At 42.2% G+C, this 22,409-nt stretch carries 19 protein-coding genes; 1 reads left to right on the top strand and 18 read right to left on the bottom strand.

What is annotated here, in order from left to right; translation table 11 throughout:
- Positions 1-209: 209 nt before the first annotated feature.
- The 13 genes from ACEW8F_RS13825 to ACEW8F_RS13885 form a co-directional block, all read right to left on the bottom strand.
- Entirely contained in the window at positions 210-632 is a 423-nt protein-coding gene (locus ACEW8F_RS13825; RefSeq protein WP_373484051.1) for a hypothetical protein, read from the bottom strand.
- 263 nt (positions 633-895) lie between these two features.
- Positions 896-3,397: a CoA-disulfide reductase gene (locus tag ACEW8F_RS13830; protein WP_373484052.1), complete on the bottom strand. Its 2,502-nt coding sequence runs from the start codon at positions 3,395-3,397 to the stop codon at positions 896-898.
- The gene (locus tag ACEW8F_RS13835; RefSeq protein ID WP_373484053.1) at positions 3,394-3,684 is read right to left on the bottom strand and encodes an ArsR/SmtB family transcription factor; all 291 of its coding nucleotides are present in this window, start codon (positions 3,682-3,684) and stop codon (positions 3,394-3,396) included. The genes ACEW8F_RS13830 and ACEW8F_RS13835 overlap by 4 nt, the downstream gene beginning before the upstream one ends.
- 158 nt (positions 3,685-3,842) lie before the next feature.
- Positions 3,843-4,361 (bottom strand): hypothetical protein, encoded by a 519-nt coding sequence (locus tag ACEW8F_RS13840; protein WP_373484054.1) that lies wholly within the window; start codon positions 4,359-4,361, stop codon positions 3,843-3,845.
- Between the two features lie 298 nt (positions 4,362-4,659).
- Positions 4,660-5,085 carry a MarR family winged helix-turn-helix transcriptional regulator gene (locus ACEW8F_RS13845; protein ID WP_373484055.1) on the bottom strand — a complete coding sequence of 142 codons (426 nt, stop codon included), beginning with the start codon at positions 5,083-5,085 and terminating at the stop codon, positions 4,660-4,662.
- Positions 5,086-5,163: 78 nt separating this feature from the next.
- Positions 5,164-5,643 (bottom strand): glutathione peroxidase, encoded by a 480-nt coding sequence (locus ACEW8F_RS13850; RefSeq protein ID WP_373484056.1) that lies wholly within the window; start codon positions 5,641-5,643, stop codon positions 5,164-5,166.
- A gap of 92 nt (positions 5,644-5,735) precedes the next feature.
- Complete coding sequence (locus ACEW8F_RS13855; RefSeq protein ID WP_373484057.1) at positions 5,736-6,452, bottom strand: ABC transporter permease; 717 nt, start codon at positions 6,450-6,452, stop codon at positions 5,736-5,738.
- Positions 6,453-6,463: 11 nt separating this feature from the next.
- The gene (locus tag ACEW8F_RS13860) at positions 6,464-7,162 is read right to left on the bottom strand and encodes an ABC transporter ATP-binding protein (RefSeq protein WP_373484058.1); all 699 of its coding nucleotides are present in this window, start codon (positions 7,160-7,162) and stop codon (positions 6,464-6,466) included.
- A gap of 94 nt (positions 7,163-7,256) precedes the next feature.
- Positions 7,257-7,802, bottom strand: coding sequence for a PadR family transcriptional regulator (locus ACEW8F_RS13865; protein WP_373484059.1), 546 nt, complete (start codon positions 7,800-7,802; stop codon positions 7,257-7,259).
- Between the two features lie 57 nt (positions 7,803-7,859).
- Positions 7,860-9,146, bottom strand: coding sequence for a helix-turn-helix transcriptional regulator (locus ACEW8F_RS13870; protein WP_373484060.1), 1,287 nt, complete (start codon positions 9,144-9,146; stop codon positions 7,860-7,862).
- A 360-nt stretch (positions 9,147-9,506) separates the two neighbouring features.
- Positions 9,507-10,499: a diguanylate cyclase gene (locus tag ACEW8F_RS13875; protein WP_373484061.1), complete on the bottom strand. Its 993-nt coding sequence runs from the start codon at positions 10,497-10,499 to the stop codon at positions 9,507-9,509.
- Positions 10,500-10,721: 222 nt separating this feature from the next.
- Positions 10,722-12,620 (bottom strand): leucine-rich repeat protein, encoded by a 1,899-nt coding sequence (locus ACEW8F_RS13880; RefSeq protein WP_373484062.1) that lies wholly within the window; start codon positions 12,618-12,620, stop codon positions 10,722-10,724.
- 64 nt (positions 12,621-12,684) lie between these two features.
- Positions 12,685-13,512 carry a protein-glutamate O-methyltransferase CheR gene (locus ACEW8F_RS13885; RefSeq protein ID WP_373484063.1) on the bottom strand — a complete coding sequence of 276 codons (828 nt, stop codon included), beginning with the start codon at positions 13,510-13,512 and terminating at the stop codon, positions 12,685-12,687.
- Positions 13,513-13,731: 219 nt separating this feature from the next.
- On the opposite strand from ACEW8F_RS13885, the gene ACEW8F_RS13890 reads away from it, so the two are divergent.
- Complete coding sequence (locus tag ACEW8F_RS13890; RefSeq protein WP_373484064.1) at positions 13,732-14,133, top strand: bacteriohemerythrin; 402 nt, start codon at positions 13,732-13,734, stop codon at positions 14,131-14,133.
- Positions 14,134-14,207: 74 nt separating this feature from the next.
- On the opposite strand, the gene ACEW8F_RS13895 is transcribed toward ACEW8F_RS13890, so the two are convergent.
- From ACEW8F_RS13895 to ACEW8F_RS13915, 5 genes are read right to left on the bottom strand one after another with little or no spacing between them, the layout of a single operon-like run.
- Positions 14,208-14,615 carry a response regulator gene (locus ACEW8F_RS13895; RefSeq protein WP_373484065.1) on the bottom strand — a complete coding sequence of 136 codons (408 nt, stop codon included), beginning with the start codon at positions 14,613-14,615 and terminating at the stop codon, positions 14,208-14,210.
- Position 14,616: 1 nt separating this feature from the next.
- Positions 14,617-17,784: an ATP-binding protein gene (locus ACEW8F_RS13900; protein ID WP_373484066.1), complete on the bottom strand. Its 3,168-nt coding sequence runs from the start codon at positions 17,782-17,784 to the stop codon at positions 14,617-14,619.
- Positions 17,785-17,835: 51 nt separating this feature from the next.
- Positions 17,836-19,563, bottom strand: a complete 1,728-nt coding sequence (locus tag ACEW8F_RS13905) for a methyl-accepting chemotaxis protein (protein WP_373484067.1) — start codon at positions 19,561-19,563, stop codon at positions 17,836-17,838.
- A gap of 4 nt (positions 19,564-19,567) precedes the next feature.
- The gene (locus tag ACEW8F_RS13910) at positions 19,568-20,068 is read right to left on the bottom strand and encodes a chemotaxis protein CheW (protein WP_373484068.1); all 501 of its coding nucleotides are present in this window, start codon (positions 20,066-20,068) and stop codon (positions 19,568-19,570) included.
- Positions 20,069-20,109: 41 nt separating this feature from the next.
- Positions 20,110-22,242, bottom strand: coding sequence for a chemotaxis protein CheW (locus ACEW8F_RS13915; protein WP_373484069.1), 2,133 nt, complete (start codon positions 22,240-22,242; stop codon positions 20,110-20,112).
- Positions 22,243-22,409 lie beyond the last annotated feature (167 nt).

Here is a 22,409-nt window from a genome sequence, read left to right on the forward strand (position 1 = left end):
TAATTTGTATTTCAATTATAGTACGATTATCCAATATTGTCAAACTTCTTTTGATTTTTCTAATAAAAAAAGTGCCCGATATACCATTATCTTAAAATTACATAGTTGCTTAAAAAAACTCCTGTAATCAGATAAGTGCACTATCGGACACTCGACTCATTTTTATCACGTTTTTCTTGATTATTCATCATTTAGTCATCTCTTACTTATCACAGCCGCATTGATTTGGGCAGATTGTAGGGTCTGTTTTTGAGAGCCAAAAATCCATCTGCGATGATTTCATCGCCAACCATTTCTTCTGCAAAAAACTCATCATCATCGGTTAAGATGCGGGTTTCCGTTGAAGGGGTCATATCACGACCATGATCCAATAAACCTTTTGATAAACTTTCAATTTCAAAACCTTTTTCAGTTTCATGGCTGAATAATTTATCACCAATAATTTCGTCAGCGATTAGTTCATCCGTTAAAGATATATCATCTTTTTGAAACCTTGTTATTTCTTTGGTAGGAATCATTTCTTTGCCGCCATCCAGGAATTCTCTCGAAAAGCTTCCGCTTTCCATGGCTTCTTCTTTAAGAAAATCATCGACGGTCTTCTTATCAACATCGATTACTTTTGCAATTACCATGCCGCAAAATCTGCATTCTGTATCGTCAATACTCAAAATGTAAGTACATCTAGGACAATACCTTGGCATTTTACTCACTTCCTTCCACCTGTATTTTATCATAAATTCATGATTTTTACAAATGAAAGCAAAGCTTCTCAGTCATGATTGTCATGAAATAAAGGTTTGATTAAGCTATGTAAACAGGCTGTGACAGAAACTACAATTCTGCAACAGCCTGCTTATTTTTAGTTATAAAATGGTTGGATTAATACAATTCCTTTTTATACAAATAGGGTTGTCCCGGCATTTTCATTGCTGGCAATATAGCTTCCTACACCGGCAAATTCGACCCCGTCGATCAGTTCTTCTTCCTTAATTCCCATCAGTTCCATACTCATAGTACAGGCGATAAAATGAACGCCGGCTTTTTGTGCTTTTTTGATCATCGTATCCAGATCATCGACATTTTTCTTTTTCATAATGCCTTTAATCATTGCTGGGCCTGCGCCAAACATATTCATCATCGATAGCGGCAGTTTTTCAGCGCCTTTTGGCATCATCGCACCAAACATTTTTTCAACAAAGGTCTTGTTGCGACCTTTTCCGTCCCTTTTTCTGAGCGCATTCAGTCCCCAGAAAGTGAAGAACAGGGTGACGTTTTTACCCTGGGCAGCTGCGCCCTGGGCAATAATCATGGATGCCAATACCTTGTCCAGTTCACCGCTGAAGACCACCAGCGTGGCATTTTTCTGAGTCGAGACAGCTGGCATCAGACTGCAGGTTTCGCCTGTTTTTCCTTTTCGAATAACGCTGATATAGCTATTACCCTCTTTATCCTGAGAGACTAAAACATGGCCATTGGTTTTACACCAGTTTTTAATATCGCTGACAAAACCAAAGTCAGTAGCGATTATTTTGACTAGATCTCCAGGACTAGCCTCTTGGATCGCATTGTATGTTGCCATTAATGGGCCTGGACATTGCAGTCCCGTCACATCAACTACTTTTTGGATCGCATTAATTAAATCTCCACCCTGGTCAATGTTATCAAAGTTCGTGTCATTTACTTCTGGAATGCAGACACCAACTGTAAAGTCTGGTTGAGAAACCTGATACTGGGATGATTTATAAGTACTGTAACCGCCAGACAAATTGTGAATATTTGTAAAGCCGTGACCTTTCAAAATACGGATGGCCAGGTAAGCCCGCTGTCCTACTTGACAGGTTACGTAAATGGGCATATCCTTCGATATTGAAATATCATCAATATGATCTCTTAATGTGTCCAGTTCAATATTAACGGCACCTTTAATGGCTCCGGCACTGAACTCCATGGGTGTTCGGACATCCAGTAAAAATCCGCCTTTTTCGACAATTTCATCGATTTCAAACCATTCAACGGTTCTATAAATCCCTTGTTGAATGTTATTGGCGATATAGCCTAAAATATTAACCGGATCTTTGGCAGATGAAAACGGTGGCGCATAACATAATTCAAAGTCCCGCAGATCCAAAACGGTGGCTTCCATCTTCATTGCCGCGGAAATCACATCAATTCTTTTTTCGGTTCCTTCTTGTCCAACCGCCTGAGCGCCTAAAATTTTAAGCGTTTTGGGATCATAAAGAAGTTTTAAAGCGATATTGGTTGAATTCGGATAATATCCCGCATGATTGGCACGATGGGCAACGACAATTTGATAGTCAATTTTTTTCATATCCAATTGCGCTGCATTATTGCCCGTTGAAGCAATGACTTTATTAAAAACTTTAGCGACTGCGGTTCCCTGAATCCCAGAATTTTTGGTTGTGACGCCATTGATATAATCAGCAACAATCACCCCTTGGCGATTGGCAGGCCATGCCAGTGGAATTGCTGTTGGGGTTTCAGTTACAAAATCTTTGACTTCAATCACGTCCCCAATGGCAAAGATATCGGGACAGATTGCATCTTCTTCTGCGCAAACGACTTCATAATTCTCGGTGGTGATAATATGGCCCCGGGGTCCACATTTCAGTTTGGCATTCTTCGCCAAACCATTTTCTGGTACAACGCCAATGGCAAGAATCACCAGGTCAGCTTCTAAAACAAGGCCACTTTCTAAAACGACTTCTCGGCCCTGTTTCTGGAAATGATCAACGCCATCTTCTAAAATCAGGTTAACACAATTGGCATTAATTTCCTGATGAACCAATTGCGCCATTTCGAAATCAAGTGGTTTTAAAACCTGATTCATTTTTTCAACCAGGGTGACATTAATTCCCAGTTCCTGGAAATTCTCAGCCATTTCGATCCCAATAAAACCACCGCCAATAACAACTGCCCGTCCGACATTGCCCTTATCAACAATCGCTTTGATTTTATCGGTATCGGGAATATTTCGTAATGTCAGAACATTATCTGCTTCTGATAACCCGGGAATCGATGGTGTAATCGGTTTTGCACCGGGTGATAAGATCAGCTTGTCATAGGTTTCGGTATAGATTTCGCCAGTTCGATGATTTTTGACATCCACCGTTTTTGAACCGGGATAAATGGCAATCACTTCACTGAAATTTCGAATATCCAGATTATAACGTTTGGACATCCCCTCAACTGTCTGTACTAATAATTTTTGCCGATCCTTAATGACATCACCGATGTAATAAGGCAATCCGCAATTGGCAAATGAAATGTACTCATCCCGTTCAAACAGGATGATCTCATCATCTTCACTTAAACGACGCAAACGTGCCGCAGCTGTCGCACCACCGGCGACGCCGCCAACAATTAATATCTTTTTCATAAATTATCCTCTCCGTACAATGCCTGAATAATATTTTTGGCCGGTTTACTGATCACTTCATAATAAATTTCATTACCTGTCCGAAAGCCTTTAACTATCCCCGCATTTTTTAGCTTGGATAAATGCTGAGAGACGCCTGACTGGGAAACTTCAAGACACTCTTCCATATAGGAAACATTACATCGCCCTTTTGCGATCAGCCCTTTGGTAATACAAAGCCGAACCGGATGTCCAAGAGCTTTTAGAATTTCTGCCGTAACCTCATGATCTTTTAAATCCATTTCCATGAAAAATTCTCCTTGTGTTGACATAAAATTAACAGCCTCATATCATTATATTAGACTTTTCTAATATGTCAAGCGTAATTTTTTACTTAACTTTTGTTTATATGATGTTTTTTATACACTTAATAATTCTGACACCGACTTGCTTGAATTCAAACAACTTAAAAAAAGTCATTGACAATTGACTCAAAGATTTGATTTTCATCATAATCCGGATGTTCAGCGATCACTGCTAAGACCGCCTTCCCGATAAAATAAAGAAGATCATCCGGTGAAATATCGAACCCATCCTCCTGGGCCCACGCAGCAAGTTTCTGGAATAGCCGATGGCGTTTGTTTTCTTCATGTGTCAGGATCCGCTCTTTTTGAGTTTTTTTACCAGTTGTCATTGTATTGAACTTTCTAACAAGACAATCTTTGAGATTATATTCTTCTCCCTTCTCGGAACGGAGCCGTTCCAATTTTCTTGCGGATCTTTCGTCTAATTCTATAATTTCAAGAAGTAATTCATCCTCAATCGATTCCGGAATCATTGGTGATACATAGTATCCCGTTGATACAAATGTTGGTTCTGTGAATATAAAACAACTGCTTTCCTGCAGTTTTTTATTATAGTCAGCCAACGCTTTGCGATTTTCACTCAAATATTGCATAAACCGCTTAACCTCTTGAAGAGCCAAGGCATTTTCCTCCTCTATTTAGTTTCTAATTGCTAGTTAAGTACACATTACCACATTCTAATTCATTAATCAAGGAAATAGTTTCGTTATTTTAGTTTTGCCAAACATATTTTGTACAAAAGGTGAATACAGAAAAATGTCCAATTAGATTAACTGGACATCTCAATTCATAATATTTGTCTTACCATTGCATCATACCGTAAAAAGGACTCCGTTTTTCCACCTCTTTCTTTAACCACATGATTGGATAAAACCAGACACAAAGAATGAAATTAGCAGGAGTTAAACACTGTGTCTCTTACTTTTTACCCAATATCTTATATAATAATCGATACAGGGTGATTGCTTCTTCTTGGGTGATCGACAGGCATTGCTTTATTTTGTCAGGTATCAGACTAGCTGGACCTTGTAGTGCCTCACCTGCTGAAGTCAGTCTGATAATCACATTGCGCTCATCATTTAAATCCCGATTTCGTTCAATAAATCCAGCCGATTCCAGACGTTTCAATAAGGGGGTCAGCGTTCCAGAATCGAGATACAGATATTCTCCCAATGTTTTTACGTTGATGGTTTTGTGTTCCCACAAAACCATCATGGCGATATATTGGGTATAGGTCAATCCGATTTCATCCAAATAGGGTTTATAGCGTTTAACTACCTCTTTGGCACTGGCATAAAGGGGAAAACACAATTGGTTTTCCAGTTTTAGTTGTTCATTGTTCAAGTCAATCACTCCTTTGAAAAAATTTATAAATCATTATACCTCACAATTTTATTGCAGGCAATTTTTTCACTGGGAAGATTATTCGCTTAATAATTTTTTTATAGCATTTTCGATTTTTTCAGGAACATCCGTCGGTGCAAATCGTTTGATTACATCCCCCTTATTGTTAATTAAAAATTTAGTGAAATTCCATTTGATGTTGGAACCCAGCATCCCACCCTTTTCTTTCTTGAGGTAGGTAAACAGTGGATCAGCATTATCACCATTGACATCGATTTTATGAAAAATTTTAAAGGTTACGCCAAAACGGGTTTCGCAGAAGCTTTTTATTTCACCATCGGTTCCCGGGGCCTGGTTGGCAAATTGATTACTGGGGAAATCAAGGATTTCAAACCCCTGATCCTGGTATTTATCATAAAGATCCTGGAGTCCTTCATATTGGGGGGTTAGACCGCAGCCGGTGGCGGTATTTACAATCAGCAGCACCTTGTCTTGGTAATCTTTCATGGAAACATCCAGGCCGCTGGCATCTTTTACGTTAATATCATATAAACTCATTTTATAATATCCTTTGCGTTATTAGATTGTATACAATTATTATATACCGCAATTTAATAACGTCAAGAACTATTTTGGATTTTTGCAGATTTTTATTGATCAGTTGATTTAAATGAGCCTATGGCCAGAACTAAGGTTGCGCCCAGAAAAACGACTAATGCCACCAAACTGATCGACCAATTGTGAATATTACCGCTGATCCCACTGCGCAGACCATTAAGCAGCCACTGAAAGGGATTTACAAAAACAATCGTTTTAACCCACGAAGGCGCTGCATCCAGCGAATAGAAGGCCTCACTGCCGAGCAATAAGGGCATGGTAATCAGATTGGTGGCAATACTGGTTTGCGCTTCAGTTTTGCATAATCCGGAAATAAAGAAACTTAAAAAAACATATCCCATGGCACCGAGAACACAGATAATTCCGATCCGCGCAACGCTGGCAATGGTCAGGTCGAGATGGAAAAAGATCGAGCCAACTGACAGAACCAACATCGCACAGATCAGCGAAACCAGAGTCCAGGCGCCAGATACACTGATGATATAACGCGATAACGACAGCGGTGTTACTTTTAATAATTGATAAACACCCCGCCTTCTTTGGCTCAGCAGCGAAAAAACGGTGGTGGTAAAGGCATAAAATAATATCCCCATGGCCATCATTCCGGTTGTAATTTTAATGGAATAATCAGGGTTGCCAATCAGAGACCCCAATATCAGAGTTCCGCCCATCGGCATGAGAATGGACCAGAACAGCAAAAACGGTTCCCGGGCAGCAGCTTTGAGTGAAAGGCTGAAGATTGTATTCATTGTTTTTCTCCTTAATTCTTTTCGGTGAGTTTTAAATAGAGCATTTCCAAATTTTCGACCTGATATTTTTTTATCAGTGCTCCCGGTTGTCCCTGATCCATTATTTTTCCATGGTTCATGAAAATCAGCCGATCTGCCAGTTTTTCCACTTCCTCCATATCATGGGAAGAAAACAGCACGGTCTGATTGTTTTTAGCCAGGCTACCAATCATTTCTTTGATTTCATGTCGGGAACGGGGATCCAATCCGGCGGTTGGTTCATCCAGAACAACCAATTCGGGGTGATGAACAGTGGTAACTCCGATGGCCAGACGTTTTTGCTGACCGATGGACAGCTTAAAAGCCGGGGTTTTTCCGGCGCACTCCAAATGACAATCGGCCAGCTTTTGATCAATTTCCTGATCGCTGAGATTGGTGAGATACAAGGCACCGAATAATCTGAGGTTTTCTTTGGCTGAATACCCCTCAAAAAAAGGGGTGCTCTGGAGCTGAGCGCCGATATGCGCTTTATAATCGTCCCGCCAATAAGAAATGGAGCCGGCATCAGGCGCTAATATACCAAGTAGCATCGCGATAGTGGTGGATTTCCCCACCCCATTGGGACCAATAAGAGCCAGGATCTCACCCTGTTTAATTTCGAAATCAATCTCCTGAATCACCTTTTTGTTGTTAAAACTTTTGACCAGTTTTTTTCCTTCAATAAGATTCATTTTAGCCTCCTTGTTTATCTTTGTATATTCATTGTTGAGTATACAATTATTTTTTTCTCCCTCACGGATGAGGGAGAAAAAAATAATTGTTTGACTACTGAGCTTCCAGCAATTTTATGGCATTTTCAACAAAAGATCTTTGCTGATTGACAATTGCGTACATATTGTCAAAGATCAGCTTCGTCATTGGCGGAATGTTCTGATGCATGGCGATATCTTTAAGACGAAACCCGCTTTCGAGGGCTTCGTATTCTTGATCCAGTGCCACGAGTTGATTGTTCAGTGCCGCCAGAGCTTTTTCCGGGGATACTTTTTCAATAAAAGACAAGCCGGAGTACAGGGTCGAGGGATAATTGACCGATGAGTTCTCCAGAGAATCCCCCACTAATTGGGTTAAATGTTCTCTCCCCGTCGCAGTTATTTTATAAATCGCTTTTTGCCGGTGTCCGGTTTGTTCGATGCTTTCAATAACGACCAGACCTTCTTTTTCCATTTTTTTTAATGCATGATAAATGGAACCGATGAGTACTCCACCCCATCGTTCCGCATCAGATATTCGCAGCATCTGCTGGATATCATAGCCGGACATGGGTTGGACATCAAGTAGTCCCAGAACTAGTACTCGTGTCAATTCATACACCTCCAATACTCTACGTTGAGTATTTTATATTGAATATATTGTTTTGTCAAGCGCTAATTAATTATTTTCCATTCCGTCGGTAACACTGCGGATATTGCGCATGCTATTCTTTATTTCTTCAGGTGAACAAACATGGACACTGCGCGGCAGGTAATTAAAAAACTCCCTGAACACGATCACAATGCCTATTTCATTAATGGTGAGTTTCTGCATGCTCTGGTTCATCTCATTAACCAGGATAAATTCAACTTGTTCCTGATTGACCAGATATCGGATACTTAAATTTTTAGCTCCGATAATCAGTCCATCTCTCAGTACAAAAACATCGGCGATACGAACATTACCTTTTTCCAGCAGCTGGAGCTCACTTAACGTGCCAATTTTTTCACCGGAAACGGTCGTCCTGTCGAGGAGAGTTTCAAGCTGATCAAAGGCTATATATTTCTCAGCAATATTATTTTTTTTAATTTTTTCAAATGACGGCAGTGGGTAATCTGCCCATTTCATCGGTTCTTTTTCCACAAATGGAGCGCATTTATTGAGAATGGATTGAGATTTGTTGCGATAGTAATCCAGTATTTCCGGATCTTCATAAATAATAGCGCTCTCAAAATCCCTGTCAATGGTGATTACCTGTTTGGAAGTGATGAAATAATTGGGAACGATGATACTGATATCGTCATATATTTTGGTACCTGAATAAAAATAATAGGGTTCGTAATCAATATTATTCAAGCTTTTTAAAATTAGAACTGTTTTTAAAATATCCAGATTGTTTCCCAGTTTTTTCTTATTGACTAAGGGAATGATATTTTGGATTTTTCCACCCTGATTTTGGTCATTGATCCGCATGATCAATTCATAGAGAAAATAATGCTTGAAATTGATCGACATAATCACGTGAGCATTTTCACTTCTGCCCATTTCTTCCATAAAACAGCTGCGGATAATCCCCTCAATTTTTACCTGACCCTTGATAATCCGGGCTTTTTCCGAAACTAGTTGGTTTTTTACCAGATATTCTTCGGGTTCGACCCAATTTTTTTTTGGACTTGTAAGATTGCAGATTTCCCCATAAAGCGAAAAGATATCCTGACTGTTATTTAATACTTCCCGGTCATCATATTCATTTTCATAAAGGGTGTATAACTGCTTTTTTTTATCTTTACTCAGGTTTAGAGCGACCATAATTTTCTGCAGATCTTCCAGATTCAGCCGGCGTTTGCCAGACAAAAAATGCTGGAAAGTTGAGCGGTCCACCCCAACTTCTTTAGCGAGCGAAAAATTTGTCATATTCTTTTCTTTGATCATGTCTTTTAATACATTACCGATATCCTGGCTCATTTTTTCCTCCGTCTTTATATTACGGCTACGCATTGTTGCTGAGATCAGACTCTATTTTTTTATCAAGCCTGTATGGTTATCCTGACCGGTTGTCATGCCGTTTTCAATTGGTTGCTATTATTTTAACAGTAAGATGCAAAATAATCAATATCTAGCAACTATAATGCATATTATTTTGCATAGAATATTCTTAGAAATTCACTTTGGTATTTATCAATTGACAGTCACGGTTCTTATGAAATAAAAAAGCGTGCGATAGCCCAGGGCCACGCACGCATTAATACGAACAGTAATCGGTTGTATAAGAGTTTACTTTTTTAAATGGGATGTTAAATTTTCGTCTGACTATTGCTTAACGGTCTAAATATCATCTATTTCTTTTTTTCGCTCCAGTTGTCTTTGCGCTGTTTTGATAACAGCCTCTGTTTTGTCGGTTTCGTCATACTTGGTATAAAAACCGAAAGAGACCGATAGTTTTATCGATTGTACCTTGACCTCGTCCATGCACTTTTTAAATCGTTCCAGGGCCCGTTCAACCTTGGCTCCTTCGGTTCTTGGCATCAGAACGACAAATTCATCGCCTTCGTACCGGGCCACCACATCATCGCCCCGAACCCCGTATTTGATAACCTGAACGGCTTTTCGCATTAAAATATCACCCACCGCATGACCATACTCGTTATTGATCTTGGACATGCCATTAATATTCATGAAAATGATCGATAATGGATAATACTGCTCTTCATCCATTCGGACTAATTCTTTTTCATAGAATCGGCGATTAAATACCCCGGTCAGTTGATCATAAAAAGATAAGGATTCCATGTTCTGATCCAGGCTGTTTTTTTCTTTAAGCATATCTTTGATAAAATTCTTATTTTCGGTGACATCCTGGATGAAACAAACGATGCCGATGATTTCACCATCGTTTTTCCGAATCGGTGCCCAATGATTTTTTCCGACCACTACATTTCCGTTTTCACTTTCATACTCTTCGATGGAAGAAAACTGCTCACCGGCCAGGACGCGGTCAAAAAAACCCTTTAAATTTTCACGTTCTTCATTGCTGTCGATGATATCCAGGATTCGGGTTCCGATGGCGATATTAGCGCCCCAATGTTCTTTTGCCATGGCTTGATGGCGATTATTAAAGCTCAGGTATCGGTATTCCCGATCCAGTCCAAAAACCAGAAATTCATGGGTTGTCTCAAGAATGGTCGTCAGCAGACTATTGGCCAACTCCAGCTTTTCAGTTAAAGCTAGTACGGCTTCTTCAAATGACTGTTCTTCAAGCTTTTTTCTATTATCTGCATTAATTGTATCAATATTAACGACGCTCATATTTTTACTCACTAAGCCTCAACCTCCAAAATTATTTTAATCTTAGATTCAATCAAAATTTTCCCAAATATTCTGGGAACACTTTATACATTGTAACATTTCCATCGTTAAGATTCTACTTTTTTCACCTGTAAATTTTGAAACATCATATCTTATCGATTAAAATGTCTAATAATTTACGGTTATCTTTTACCTTTGTCAAAAAAGATCGTCGTTTAAATCGATTTTTGCAGACTAGAGTTTAACGCCTTCAGGAAACCCCACTGAAAAACCGGGTTGTTTGAGTATTTTTTTATTAGAAAATCCGATTTCTTCCAGGGCATTACAGCCAAAGAAGGCATATTCGCCCACGGTCTCTAATTCTTTGGGCAGGTGAATCTCGATCAGGTTTTGACAGCCATAAAAACAGCTGATCCCGATATGCTTTAGCTGATCCGGCAGAATGATTTTTTTTATCTGAACGCAGTCCTTAAAAACATGGCTGCCTAAAACTTCCAGTTGACTGTTGCCATAAAATTCCACCGCTTCGAGCTCCTGACAGCCAAGAAATGCCGCTTCTTCGATGTTGATCACGGCTTCGGGAATAACGAGTCCAGTCATTGATTTGCAGCCTTCAAAGGCGGAGGTACCAATGATTTCCAACACCTTGCACTTATCCAGGTCGATTGTCTTCAAGGCTTCACAGCCATAGAAGGCAAAATCTTCAATTGCTTTCAGGGTGCTGGGAAAGGTCGCGGTCTCCAATTGGGTGCATTTGTAAAACATACTCCGTTTGATGACCTCGACGCCCTCAGGGATATAAACAGCTTTGATCTCATTGTCATGACGGTATCCATGGCTTGCCGCGGCCTGAAATGCGGCGGCGTCTTTAAAAAGCAATTCTGTTTTATCCACTATCAAATCAACGGGATCGGGTTCATTCCCAAAACTGAGAACCCGACTTTGGGGGGCATACGGTTTTGGTTCAGTTTTTGAGAAATACCCTATCTCGTTTTCATTGACTACAGAAGCAGGAAGGTCGGCACTAAAGGGGTCCTGTTCTTGTTGATAATCCCAGCTTTCTGGCTCCTCTGCTACCGCTTCATTGATCTCAAAGGTAGTCTCTTCATCGATTGGTTTTGCCGTATCCAGTTCTAAAACTTCATTCTGATCAAAAATGGATCGTTCCGAAGAAGGAGTTTTATCAATCGAGTCCAATTCTTCCAGCATTTCTCTTTTTTCTTCCAGGGCCTGATTAGCGATCAGCAAATCATTCTTAATGTTGTCCAGTTCCTCACGGATCGGCAGCCGATCCAGAGTGATGGTTTCCGATCCAGCCAGGTTAGCTTCAAGTTCATTTTTGGCGACCAGCAATTCTTCGCCGATAATTTCCAGTTCATCTTTTGAATCCTGTATTTTTTCCACCAGGACTTGTAATTCTGTTTCGGATCCGTTTATTGTGGCTTTGACCGCGTGGAGTTTATTTCTGGAAATCTCCAGTTCCATTCGGGTATTTTCCAGCTCGGTATTGATACTCGAGAGTTCCGCAGTTTTTGAATTAATTTCTTGATTGAGCGCTATCAGCTCAGGACTGACCGGTAACGGCTCAGGGGTTTTACTGCGGTTGACATCCATTGCCGGGGCTTCTTTCTGACCCGGTTGCGGTTCAAAAATAAGCAGATAAAAATCTTCAACCTGTCCCAGGGACGCTTGTTTCAGTAGTGGAATCACCCGAATCATAAGCCCCATGGTTTCCCCGTTACGTTTTATGGAGACGATGGGTGAATTCACTGCGGATCGACTGGTCACCGCATGATACAGGGTGGTATTCAAATCGCGGCGCAATTTTTTGCGGGCCATTTTCAGGACATTATTGACCCCGGTATAACCCTGGGCCGGCTCAAGAAACAAGCCGGTATGTCCATGAACATAGCGAATATTTCCCAGTTGATCAACCAGCACTCCGACTGGTGCATAAACGCTTAACAGCCCCTCTTCAGTCAGTTCTTTGACGGTCTTCGGCTTCGGTAAGACGCGTCGGACAATGGTAAAAAAGAGCGGCCACTCAAGCGCCCCTGAAGTTGGTAAAAAACGATCGGCGATCCGATACTTCTTTTTAGTTTGATTCCCTGTAGCTGTTTTATTGTGTTCCATAACCGATTCCTCCTTATCTTGGTATCGCTTTCAGCATGTGTGTCGATGCATACGAGTATGCAACTTAAAATGGCTTTTGATAGACAGCCGGCATAATAAATTTATACTTGGTCTGCTTTAAATTAAGGGATTCTGCATGACCGATGAACAGATAACCGCCAGGTACCATATGATTATACATCTTCTCCACCAGCCGGTCCTTAGTCGCCTGATCAAAATAGATCATCACATTTCGGCAGAAAATGACATCAAACTTTTTCTTGAAAACAAAGGTCGGTGTCATCAGATTAAAACGCCGATAGATCACTTCTTTTTTGATCTCATCCACAACCATCACCTGGCTGCTGTCGTAATTCTGAAAATATCTCAGTTTCCAGTTGGGAGGCAGGGACTGGATCCGGTCCTTGTCATAAATTCCTTTTTTGGCGGTATCCAGAACCTTATTCGAGATATCCGTCGCCAACAGCTTTTTGTCCCAATGATGAGAGTCCGATCCGAAAAACTCCGTCATAATCATTGCCAAGGTATAAGGTTCTTCTCCGGTGGAGCTGGCCGCGCACCATAGTCGAATATCCCGATTGTTCTCAGCTTCCTTTTTTTTCTTGAGATAGGGCAGGACGGTATTTTTGAAAAATTCAAAATGCTCCGGCTCGCGCATGAAAAATGTATGGTTAGTTGAAACCTTATCAATCAGCACCGAACTGGCTTCCCCGGTTTTATCTGAAATCAGATACTTATAATAGTCGGTAAAGCTATCAAAGCCCAGCTCCACGAGCAGCTTATGCAGCCGGCCCATGAGCAGGAGTTGCTTTTCTTTTTTTAATTCAATGCCAAATTCGCTGTGGATATATTCCGTCAACATGGCAAATTCTTTTTCGGTGATTTGAATCATTTTTCCACTTCCTCAATCCAGTTATCAACACTTCACCCGTCGCCTGAAATGGCAGAAAAAAGTGAATTCTTAGATTAGTTTAACCCAGCCAGCGGTTAAAGTAAATACTCAATTTTACTGGGGATTGCCCGGTTTTATGGGCTAAGTCAATAATTTGCTTGTCAGCGGCTTGAAAAAAGTCTATAATAGAATAAATCTAATTTAGAATGGAGAATGAATATGGCAATTGTATGGACCCCAGCTTTATCAGTCGGTGTTGAAAACATTGATTCACAACATAAAATCTGGTTTGAAAAAGCGGATCAACTTTTTGAGGCCGGCAAAAGCGGAAAGTCCAAGGAAGTCATTGCTCAGATGTTTGATTTTCTTGACGACTATACCAAACAACATTTCAGAGACGAAGAAGCTTATATGACAAAAATTAACTATCCCGAAATCGCCGAGCAAAAGCGATTACACAAAAATTTTATTGAAGAACTGGCAAAACTTAAAGCAGACTACCAACAATCCGGCGGAAATATTACCCTGATTATCAATGCCAATCAGATGATCGTTGATTGGCTGACCAAGCATATTTCAACGATGGATAAAAAAATTGGTACCTATGCTAAAACCCTCTAAAAAATTAAACCGCAGTCTCCACTGAGATTGCGGTTTTTTCCGCGGCTCTTTTTCTAAAAATTATCGCATTATGATTAAACCATCGCTTCAATAAAACCAAATTTTTCCAGCACAGCCGTCAGTTTTGTCATATCAATGGGTTTTGATGCATAGGCATTACAGCCATAGTCAAAGGCCGTCTGAACAATCTGGGTTTCTCCCAGAACGGTGGTGATGATAATCTTACATGCTTCATTTTCGGCGATACCATTTTGCCTTTCCAGATCCCGGACGGTTTTTAAAACCCGGATGCCGTCGATTTTTGGCATCATTACATCCAGACAGATTAAATCATAGGGCAGCCCATCTTTGAGTGTCAGAAGATAGGCATCGATGGCTTCCAAACCATCCACCACCAGATCGCAATCCCCGTATCGGCTCAAGAATTTAGATAGAAATTTTCGGCTGACCATATCGTCTTCCACAATTAAAATTCGTTTCATCTCAATTCTCCCCATCATTACCAGCAGTCATCAGCAGCCAGACTTCTTTGATGCGCTTTAAATACTCAGGCACCTTTTCGATCCGGTCTTTTCTGATTTCCAGTTCCATTTTGAAAACCAGATTCTTTAATTCTTCGGCATTCATTTTTTCAAATACCCCTTTCAGCTGATGGGCAATGAATTCCATCATAATGAGATTTTCCTGATCCAAAAGCCGGTACAGGCTGTCAATTTTCTGATTGACTTCGCATTTATCTTTTTCATCCAGCGCAGCATTTTCTCTCGATCCGGATTTGCTCGCTTTCTGATCAGGATCATAAAATATGTGAATCATTTCCTGGTACAGTTGTGATTCTTTTTTTTCCCGCTGGTCAAGATGTTTTTTTAAAAACATCTGCATCTGGTGGCGATCCAGAGGCTTGGATAAATAACCATCCATCCCGCTGGCCTTAAAAATGGCTTCATCGCCTTTGAGGGCAAAAGCTGTCAACGCGATTATCGGGGTTAGCTGATTCAACGAAATTTCCGGTTCTTTAGGATTAAAAGCGGGCTCTTCTTGACTCTCGACTCCTTTGATCATCTGCGTGGCTTTAATCCCATCCATCACCGGCATCTGCACATCCATGAGAATGATATCATAGACTTTTTTTGAAGCTGCCTGAACGCCTTCTAAGCCATTTCCGGCCATATCAACCGTGACGCCAAAACTTTCAAGCATTTTGCTGATGACGATCTGATTGACCCGGTCATCTTCAACCAGCAGCACCTGACTTCCGGAAAAATTGACTTCTCCGTTCGAATCTGCTGCCGTTTCCCCGGGTTTTTTCGTGATCGTCATGGGCAGAAAAATAGAAAAGGTACTCCCGACCCCCAATTGACTGGTGAAGGTCACACTGCCCCCCATCATTTCCAAAAGCTGTTTGGTAATCACTAAACCTAAGCCCGTCCCTCCATATTCCCGGGTATAAGAACCATCAATCTGGGAAAAACTTTTAAATAGCATCGAGTGATTTTTTACATCGATGCCAATCCCGGTATCGGTGATGGAAATCTTCTGGATCACCTCATCGGTTTTGTCGGGCAGTAATTCCTGACTGATCGTGATTTTAACCGAGCCTTGATTGGTAAATTTAATCGCATTACTGACCAGATTGTTGATAATCTGTTTAAGCCGCATGCTGTCACCAATGACATAATTGGAAATCAGCGGTTCATAAATAACCGACATCTCGAGGTATTTTTCCAGAGCATGTTTTTTATGGGTTTTGATCGTGGATTCGATAAGATCAAGAAGGTTAAAACTCATGGGATTAATCATCAGTTTACCGGCTTCAATTTTGGCAAAATCCAAAATATCATTGATGATCCCGATCAGCGAGGCGACACAGCCTTTGGCCGTTCTCAGATTATCCTGCTGTTCTTCAGACAGTGGTTCCAGAGCAGTCAGATCGATCATCCCGACAATTCCGTTTAGCGGGGTGCGGATTTCATGGCTCATGTTGGCCAGAAATTCACTTTTAGCTCGATTGGCTTCTTCCGATCGGGTAATGGCTTCTTTTAGCTTTATTTCGGTTTTTTTCTTCATATCCATATCCGATGACAGTACCGCAATATAACCAGTTTCCGGACTGTAAATGGAGCTTTCCACCCATTTTTTCAAGCGGATCATATAATATTCCTCCAGATGAATGTTTTCACCCCGGGCGAGAACTTCCTGGAAGCGATTGAAAAGCCCCTGGCTTTCTTCAGTTTCGAGAAAGCCCATTTCTGATAATTTATGGCCAATCACCTCATCCCGCTGAATCCCATATAATTTTTCGGTGGCCCGATTCATTTCCACCAATTCGGCATCAATCAGGTTATAATTATCATCATACAGAGCTTTGAAATAGGAAATACTGCTGTCCATATATTTGAACAGGGAAAAATATTTTTTTTGGCTTTTGATAAAAAGTTCTTCGGCAAAGCGCTCATCATGAATATCCAGAAACAGACCGATCATTCCGGCGTATTCCTGATTTTTACCATAGTAAGGCCGTCCCATCCCCCGGAAGATCCGGTAGGTATTGTTCGGGGCCAACAATTCCAATTCCATGTTAAAGTTGAATTTTTCACTGAGGGAACTGTTCAGGAGTTCAATAAAACGATCGTGATCTGCTTTTTTCATATGACTGCGCAAGTCTTCCAGAAAAGATTCCCGGGAGATATTCATAAAAGCTTTGAAAGTCTGATTGATAAAATCACACTGCTGTTCGCGGTCGATGCGATAGATCATTACCGGTAAGCTGTCTAAAATCAAAAGACTGGATTCCCGGGCTTCTTTTAAGCCTTTTTCATAATAGACCTGCTCAGTGATATCTTCCATGGTAATGATGTACTCGGAATGTTTGGCGGTGATGATCGGCAAAACGCTGAGATTTAAAAAGCGGGTTTCGTCGCTGAGGCCATTTTTAAAACATACCTTGATGGACCTGTCCCGGACCATTTTTTTGCTTTCCAGAACGCCGGTGACAATTCTTCGAAACTGGCAGAATGAACAATCCAAAGAATAACCGCAACCCCCATTATCACAAAAAACACATCCCAGGGCATCACCAAAAACCTTGCTGATAACGCCGGTTTCTTTGAGGTTAAATGTTTTGAGAAAAGCCCGGTTAACCCGATTGATGATCAGCCTGTCATCAATAACCAGCATACTGGTTGGCAGCAGATCAAACATCAATTTTAAGTTATTTCGTTCTTTTTTGATGTTTTTTTCTGCTTCAATGATTCTGGAAATATCCCTAAAAACCACCACCTTGCCCATATATTCCCCGCTTTCTGATAAAAGCGGGGATAAATGGGCAGAAAGATAGCATTTACTGCCATCTGGTTTTAAGTAGTAGGATCGTTGGGGCAAACCCACGCCTTTTTTAAGTTCGTCCTTTTTCCCATCGGTCCAGAGTTGGATCCGATCTTCCTGGCCGTCCCGGTATAGTTTAAAGACATCCCTAAAGGGTTTACCCAGAATGTCAGATAATTTCAAACCCAGAATCTTCAGGGCTTCGGCGTTGGCAAAGTCCAGTCGATCATCGATCTCACAGGTCATGATCGCATCACCGGCGCTATTCAGGGTTGACACCAGCCAGGCTTTATCCTTATTTTCAATATGCTGTCTCATTTCATCCATCAGAATTCTCCAGGTAAATAAATTTAGGTAATTTCAAAAATTACTGATCAGCTAATTAATACTTGCCATACTCACATCACTGAGAAAGATGGTTTTGGCGGCCGGCACATGACTGCTTTGACCACTTCGCTTCTTCACGGCCTGACGGTTTTGTTCCTTCATGTTCTCAAACATCCGCATCATTTCCGGGGTCATATTTTCATAGTTTTCGGTGCCCATAAAGCCGCCCCGTTTTAGTTTAAACCGGGAGACCTGTTCTTTCAGCATTTCTGCCTGGCTGGCCAGTTGTTCGCTGGCCGCGGCGGTTTCCTCGGAGGTGGCCGAGGTGGCCTGGACCACATTGGCAATCTGAGTAATGCCCTGGTTGATCTGTTCCACCCCGATGGCCTGTTCATTGGAGGCCACTGAAATATTTGTAACCAGGCCATAAACTTTTTCGATGGAATCGACAATGCGGACGAGTGCTGCGGCAGTTTCGTTGGCAATTTTGGTACCGCCTTCGACCTTTTTAATGGAGCCTTCGATCAAGGCAGTGGTTTCTTTGGCGGCGCTGGCGGAACGGGCCGCCAGGTTTCGGACTTCCACGGCAACTACGGCAAAACCTTTGCCATTCTGACCGGCTTTAGCCGCTTCAACTGCGGCATTCAGAGCCAGGATATTGGTTTGGAAGGCAATTTCATCAATCACCTTGATGATCTTGGAGATGTTATGAGAAGATTCGCTGATATCTTCCATCGAACCCAGCATCTGCTGCATCCGGCTGTTACCCTGGTTGGCATTCTCTTTGGTATCTTCCGCCAGCTGATTGGCCTGATCGGCATTATCGGCATTAAGCCGGGTCTGGGAGGCGATTTCTTCGATGGAGGCCGTCAGTTCTTCGATGGAACTGGCTTGTTCAGTGGCGCCCTGGGACAGGGAAATGCTGGAATCAGATACCTGTCGGGAACCCGAGGCAACCTGTTCGGTAGCTTCGTTAATATTGACCATCACCTGGTTGATATTGGCAGCCATGCGATTGAAGGCCCCGGCCAGTTCGCCCATCTCATCCCGGGTACTGATATCGATAGCCACATCAAGATCGCCGTCAGCCATCCGTTTGGAGGCGTCCACCATTTTGTACACCGGTTTTTTTATGGTTGCCGCAATAAAGACACCTAAAAGAATCGACAGGATCATCCCAATCACAATTAAGACAATCGTCATAAAGGTCGATGAACTGGCAATGGCGGTATTCCCGGCGGCGGTTTCTTCGGCTACCTGGAATTTGATTTCGATCATCCGGGCAATATCACCTTCCATCTGGGTGGTGGCGCTGGAATAGTCACCGTTTTTCATCAGGGCAATGGCCTCCACCTGTTTGCCCTGTTTGACCAGAGCAATAATCGCGGCTGCGGCCAGATTCATCTTGTCTTTTTGGGCAATGGCGCTGGCCACCAGTGTGACCCCTTCTTCAGAGATCAGGGTTGTCTGAAAGCTTTGCATATTGGTATCAAAGATTGTATTCTGTTCCTGAATATTGGCTTCCAGCCGAGAAATTTCATCGGCGTTGCCGGATAAAATAATGGCATCCAGATCATTGGTAATCTCCTTATAGGCGTCGGTGATAAAAATCAGTTCGCCCAGGGGCACGGTCATTTTTTCATAGAGATAGGTATCCTGCCGGTCCACCGCCTGGATATTGATGACGCCCATCACTCCAATTCCACCGGCAATCAAGGCGACTACAACAAAACCGAGAATCAATTTTGTTCCAATTTTTAAATTATAAAACCATTTCATCCCTTTACCTCTCTTCTTTCTCATTCATTAATAGCTGAATTTCCTGATTGGATAATAACTTGTCGCAGTCGAGCAGCAGTTTGATTTCATTATTCACTTTACCGATACTTTTGATAAACTGGTTGGAGACCCCGGAGCTGAGCATCGGCTGTTCAATAATATCCGCTTCGGAAAAGGTAATCACCTCAGAAACACTGTCCACAATCAGTCCCACGGTGTTTTCGGCCACATCGATGACAATCACACAGGACCTTTCATCATACTCCACAAATTTTTTTTGAAACCGCAGCCGCATATCCATTAACGGAATAATTCGACCGCGAAGGTTGAAGATTCCCCGGACATAGGCCGGCAGTTCGGGCACTTCGGTAAAGGGCAGGATGCCAATGATCTCGGTGACATAACCGATCCACAAGCCATAATAATCATTGGCCAGCTCAAAGGTTAGATACATCCCTTGCTGATCATCGTCCTGATCAATTTCTTCGGTCACTTCTTTGATCATCGTACAACTCCTTTCGATGCAATTAATTAGTTATAATGCTGCTACTGCACCCGCAAGCCGGTGAGGCCGCTGATATCCATGATCAGGCTGATGCTGCCATCGGGAAGGAGGGTGCAGCCGGCCAGTCCGAGGATTTTTTTCATCGCATTGACATAATTGGGCAGGGCTTTGACCACCACCTGCTGTTGCCCCAGCAGTTCGTCGGCAAAAACGCAAATCACCTTTTCATCCTGTTCCACCATAATCAGAATGCCCTTGGTCAGATCAGTTTCGGCGTTTTTGATGTGGTAGTGTTGGTGGAGTCTCAGGATCGGGAAACATTGTCCCCGGATCATTACCATTTCGTTATTGTCCGGGTCCATCAGGCAGTCTTTTTGAGCTGGTCGGAAAGATTCAGAAATGGTGGTGATCGGAATCGTATACCGGGATTTTCCCACTCGGATATTCATCCCTTCCACGATTGCCAGGGTCAGCGGTATTTTTAGAGTAATGGTGGTACCCCGGTCTATTTCACTGTCAACCAGCACCGTGCCACCCACTTCTTCCAGATTTTTGGTAACCACATCCATACCCACCCCCCGGCCGGAAAATTCGGTAATACTTTCCTTGGTGGAAAACCCCGGCAGCAGGATCAATTTAAAAATTTCCCGATCGCTTATTTCTTCCTCTGGTTTGGTCAACAGATCATTTTTTCGGGCTTTTTCGAGGATCCGGGCTTTGTTGAGTCCCCGGCCGTCATCCTTGATGACAATCAGCACATCACTGCCGACATTTTTGGCCTCCAAAACGATATGGCCGGCTTTTTCCTTACCCTTGACCAGCCGTTCATCCTCACTTTCAATACCATGATCAATGGCATTGCGGATAATGTGCATCAGCGGATCGGAGATATGTTCAATGATATTCTTATCCACTTCGGTTTCTTCACCATAAAGATCCAGCACCACTTCCCGGTGCAGCTTTTTACACATATCCCGGACAATCCGGTTCATTTTGACAAAGGTGGTAGATAGCGGGACCATCCGGATGGTCATCACCATATCCTGGAGCTCGGCGGTAATCTTATGGAGCTCGATGGACGCCTTGTGAAAGTTTTCCGACTGGATGGCTTCCACTTCCGGGCACTGGGTGACCATTGATTCGGTAATCATCAGTTCCCCCACCAGGTTCATCAGATTATCCAGCTTGTCGACGTTGACACTGATCATTTTTTGTGCCGCAGTGGGGCTGTTTTTGGGGGTTTCATCAGAAAAAGTTATGGCTGCGGTGGGGGTGACTGGCGTGCAGCGCTCCTGGTCCGGCAGGGCGAAAGTCTCGATTGGCTGAACCACATTCTGTTCGCGGCGGAATGGATTCAGTCGTTCATCTTCAACCTCCTGAAATAACAGCTGTTCGATATAGATAATGTTTTCAAAATGAGCTTTGATTTCTTCATAGCCCAACTCGGTTCTAAAATAAATTTCAAAGCCGTTTTCCCGGATATAAGCGGCGGTTTCAGGATTTTCAGCAATATCCGCCGGCAGATAGTAGACCTCTTCCGCCAGCTCCGCCAACCCAAACACCAGGGTGTAAGCCCGGATGTTCTCCATCGTGCAATCGTCTTCATATCGAATAATCGCCTGATAGCAGGAACCAGCCACTTCAGACCGGCGCTCTTGACAGTCCTGAGCATCAACAGCTGACAGGTCTTGTCTTTTTTCCTGGGGAATATAATACTGCTGCTTTTTTTGCTGGACGCGGTTTTGCTTATCTTCATCGCCAAAGATCTGCCGCAACTCATCGAGAAAATATTTTAAGGAGTCCATCAGAAAAGCCGGGTCACCGTCGGCATCATTTCCATTGGTGATTTTATTGATTTCGGCTTTAATAAAATCCACACATTCCAAGACCAGATCCGATACCGCCGAAAAATCCAGACCTTCGGGTTTTTGCTCCCGGATAAAATAAAAAATATCCTCCACCGCATGGGCCACCTTTTCGATGTTGTCAAACAGCATCATTGCCGAAGACCCTTTGATCGTATGCATAAACCGGAAAATCTCACTAATATCATCAGGGCTAAAGCCACCGCTTTTTTCGCTGCAAATAATAACCTGCTCCAGCTGTTCCAGATTTTGATTTGTTTCATAAATGTAAACTTCAATCATCGGTTCGTTTTCGAAATTTTTAGTCACATTCGTCACCTCACGCCCATCGGATTTTTGAATCTATTTTTATGTTTACCGTAAAATAAATTCTTACGCCCTTTCTGATTAAATATGCTCAGTATTTTAAAGACCGGAAGCTTCACCTGATAACGCTAGCCTGCATGTCAACGTAGTAAGGGCCTTTTCCCTGTTTT

Origin of the sequence: Acetobacterium sp. (assembly GCF_041752335.1) — a bacterium.
GTDB lineage: Bacteria > Bacillota > Clostridia > Eubacteriales > Eubacteriaceae > Acetobacterium.

What these genes read in the sequence shown, in the direction of transcription:
- ACEW8F_RS13835 (WP_373484053.1), bottom strand. Translation starts at nt 3,684, where the DNA reads ATGGAAATGGATTTAAAAGATCATGAGGTTACGGCAGAAATTCTAAAA.
- ACEW8F_RS13870 (WP_373484060.1), bottom strand. Translation starts at nt 9,146, where the DNA reads ATGAGCCAGGATATCGGTAATGTATTAAAAGACATGATCAAAGAAAAG.
- ACEW8F_RS13900 (WP_373484066.1), bottom strand. Translation starts at nt 17,784, where the DNA reads ATGGATGAAATGAGACAGCATATTGAAAATAAGGATAAAGCCTGGCTG.
- ACEW8F_RS13825 (WP_373484051.1), bottom strand. Translation starts at nt 632, where the DNA reads ATGGTAATTGCAAAAGTAATCGATGTTGATAAGAAGACCGTCGATGAT.
- ACEW8F_RS13890 (WP_373484064.1), top strand. Translation starts at nt 13,732, where the DNA reads ATGGCAATTGTATGGACCCCAGCTTTATCAGTCGGTGTTGAAAACATT.
- ACEW8F_RS13855 (WP_373484057.1), bottom strand. Translation starts at nt 6,452, where the DNA reads ATGAATACAATCTTCAGCCTTTCACTCAAAGCTGCTGCCCGGGAACCG.
- ACEW8F_RS13860 (WP_373484058.1), bottom strand. Translation starts at nt 7,162, where the DNA reads ATGAATCTTATTGAAGGAAAAAAACTGGTCAAAAGTTTTAACAACAAA.
- ACEW8F_RS13885 (WP_373484063.1), bottom strand. Translation starts at nt 13,512, where the DNA reads ATGATTCAAATCACCGAAAAAGAATTTGCCATGTTGACGGAATATATC.
- ACEW8F_RS13905 (WP_373484067.1), bottom strand. Translation starts at nt 19,563, where the DNA reads ATGAAATGGTTTTATAATTTAAAAATTGGAACAAAATTGATTCTCGGT.
- ACEW8F_RS13895 (WP_373484065.1), bottom strand. Translation starts at nt 14,615, where the DNA reads ATGAAACGAATTTTAATTGTGGAAGACGATATGGTCAGCCGAAAATTT.
- ACEW8F_RS13910 (WP_373484068.1), bottom strand. Translation starts at nt 20,068, where the DNA reads ATGATCAAAGAAGTGACCGAAGAAATTGATCAGGACGATGATCAGCAA.
- ACEW8F_RS13880 (WP_373484062.1), bottom strand. Translation starts at nt 12,620, where the DNA reads ATGGAACACAATAAAACAGCTACAGGGAATCAAACTAAAAAGAAGTAT.
- ACEW8F_RS13830 (WP_373484052.1), bottom strand. Translation starts at nt 3,397, where the DNA reads ATGAAAAAGATATTAATTGTTGGCGGCGTCGCCGGTGGTGCGACAGCT.
- ACEW8F_RS13850 (WP_373484056.1), bottom strand. Translation starts at nt 5,643, where the DNA reads ATGAGTTTATATGATATTAACGTAAAAGATGCCAGCGGCCTGGATGTT.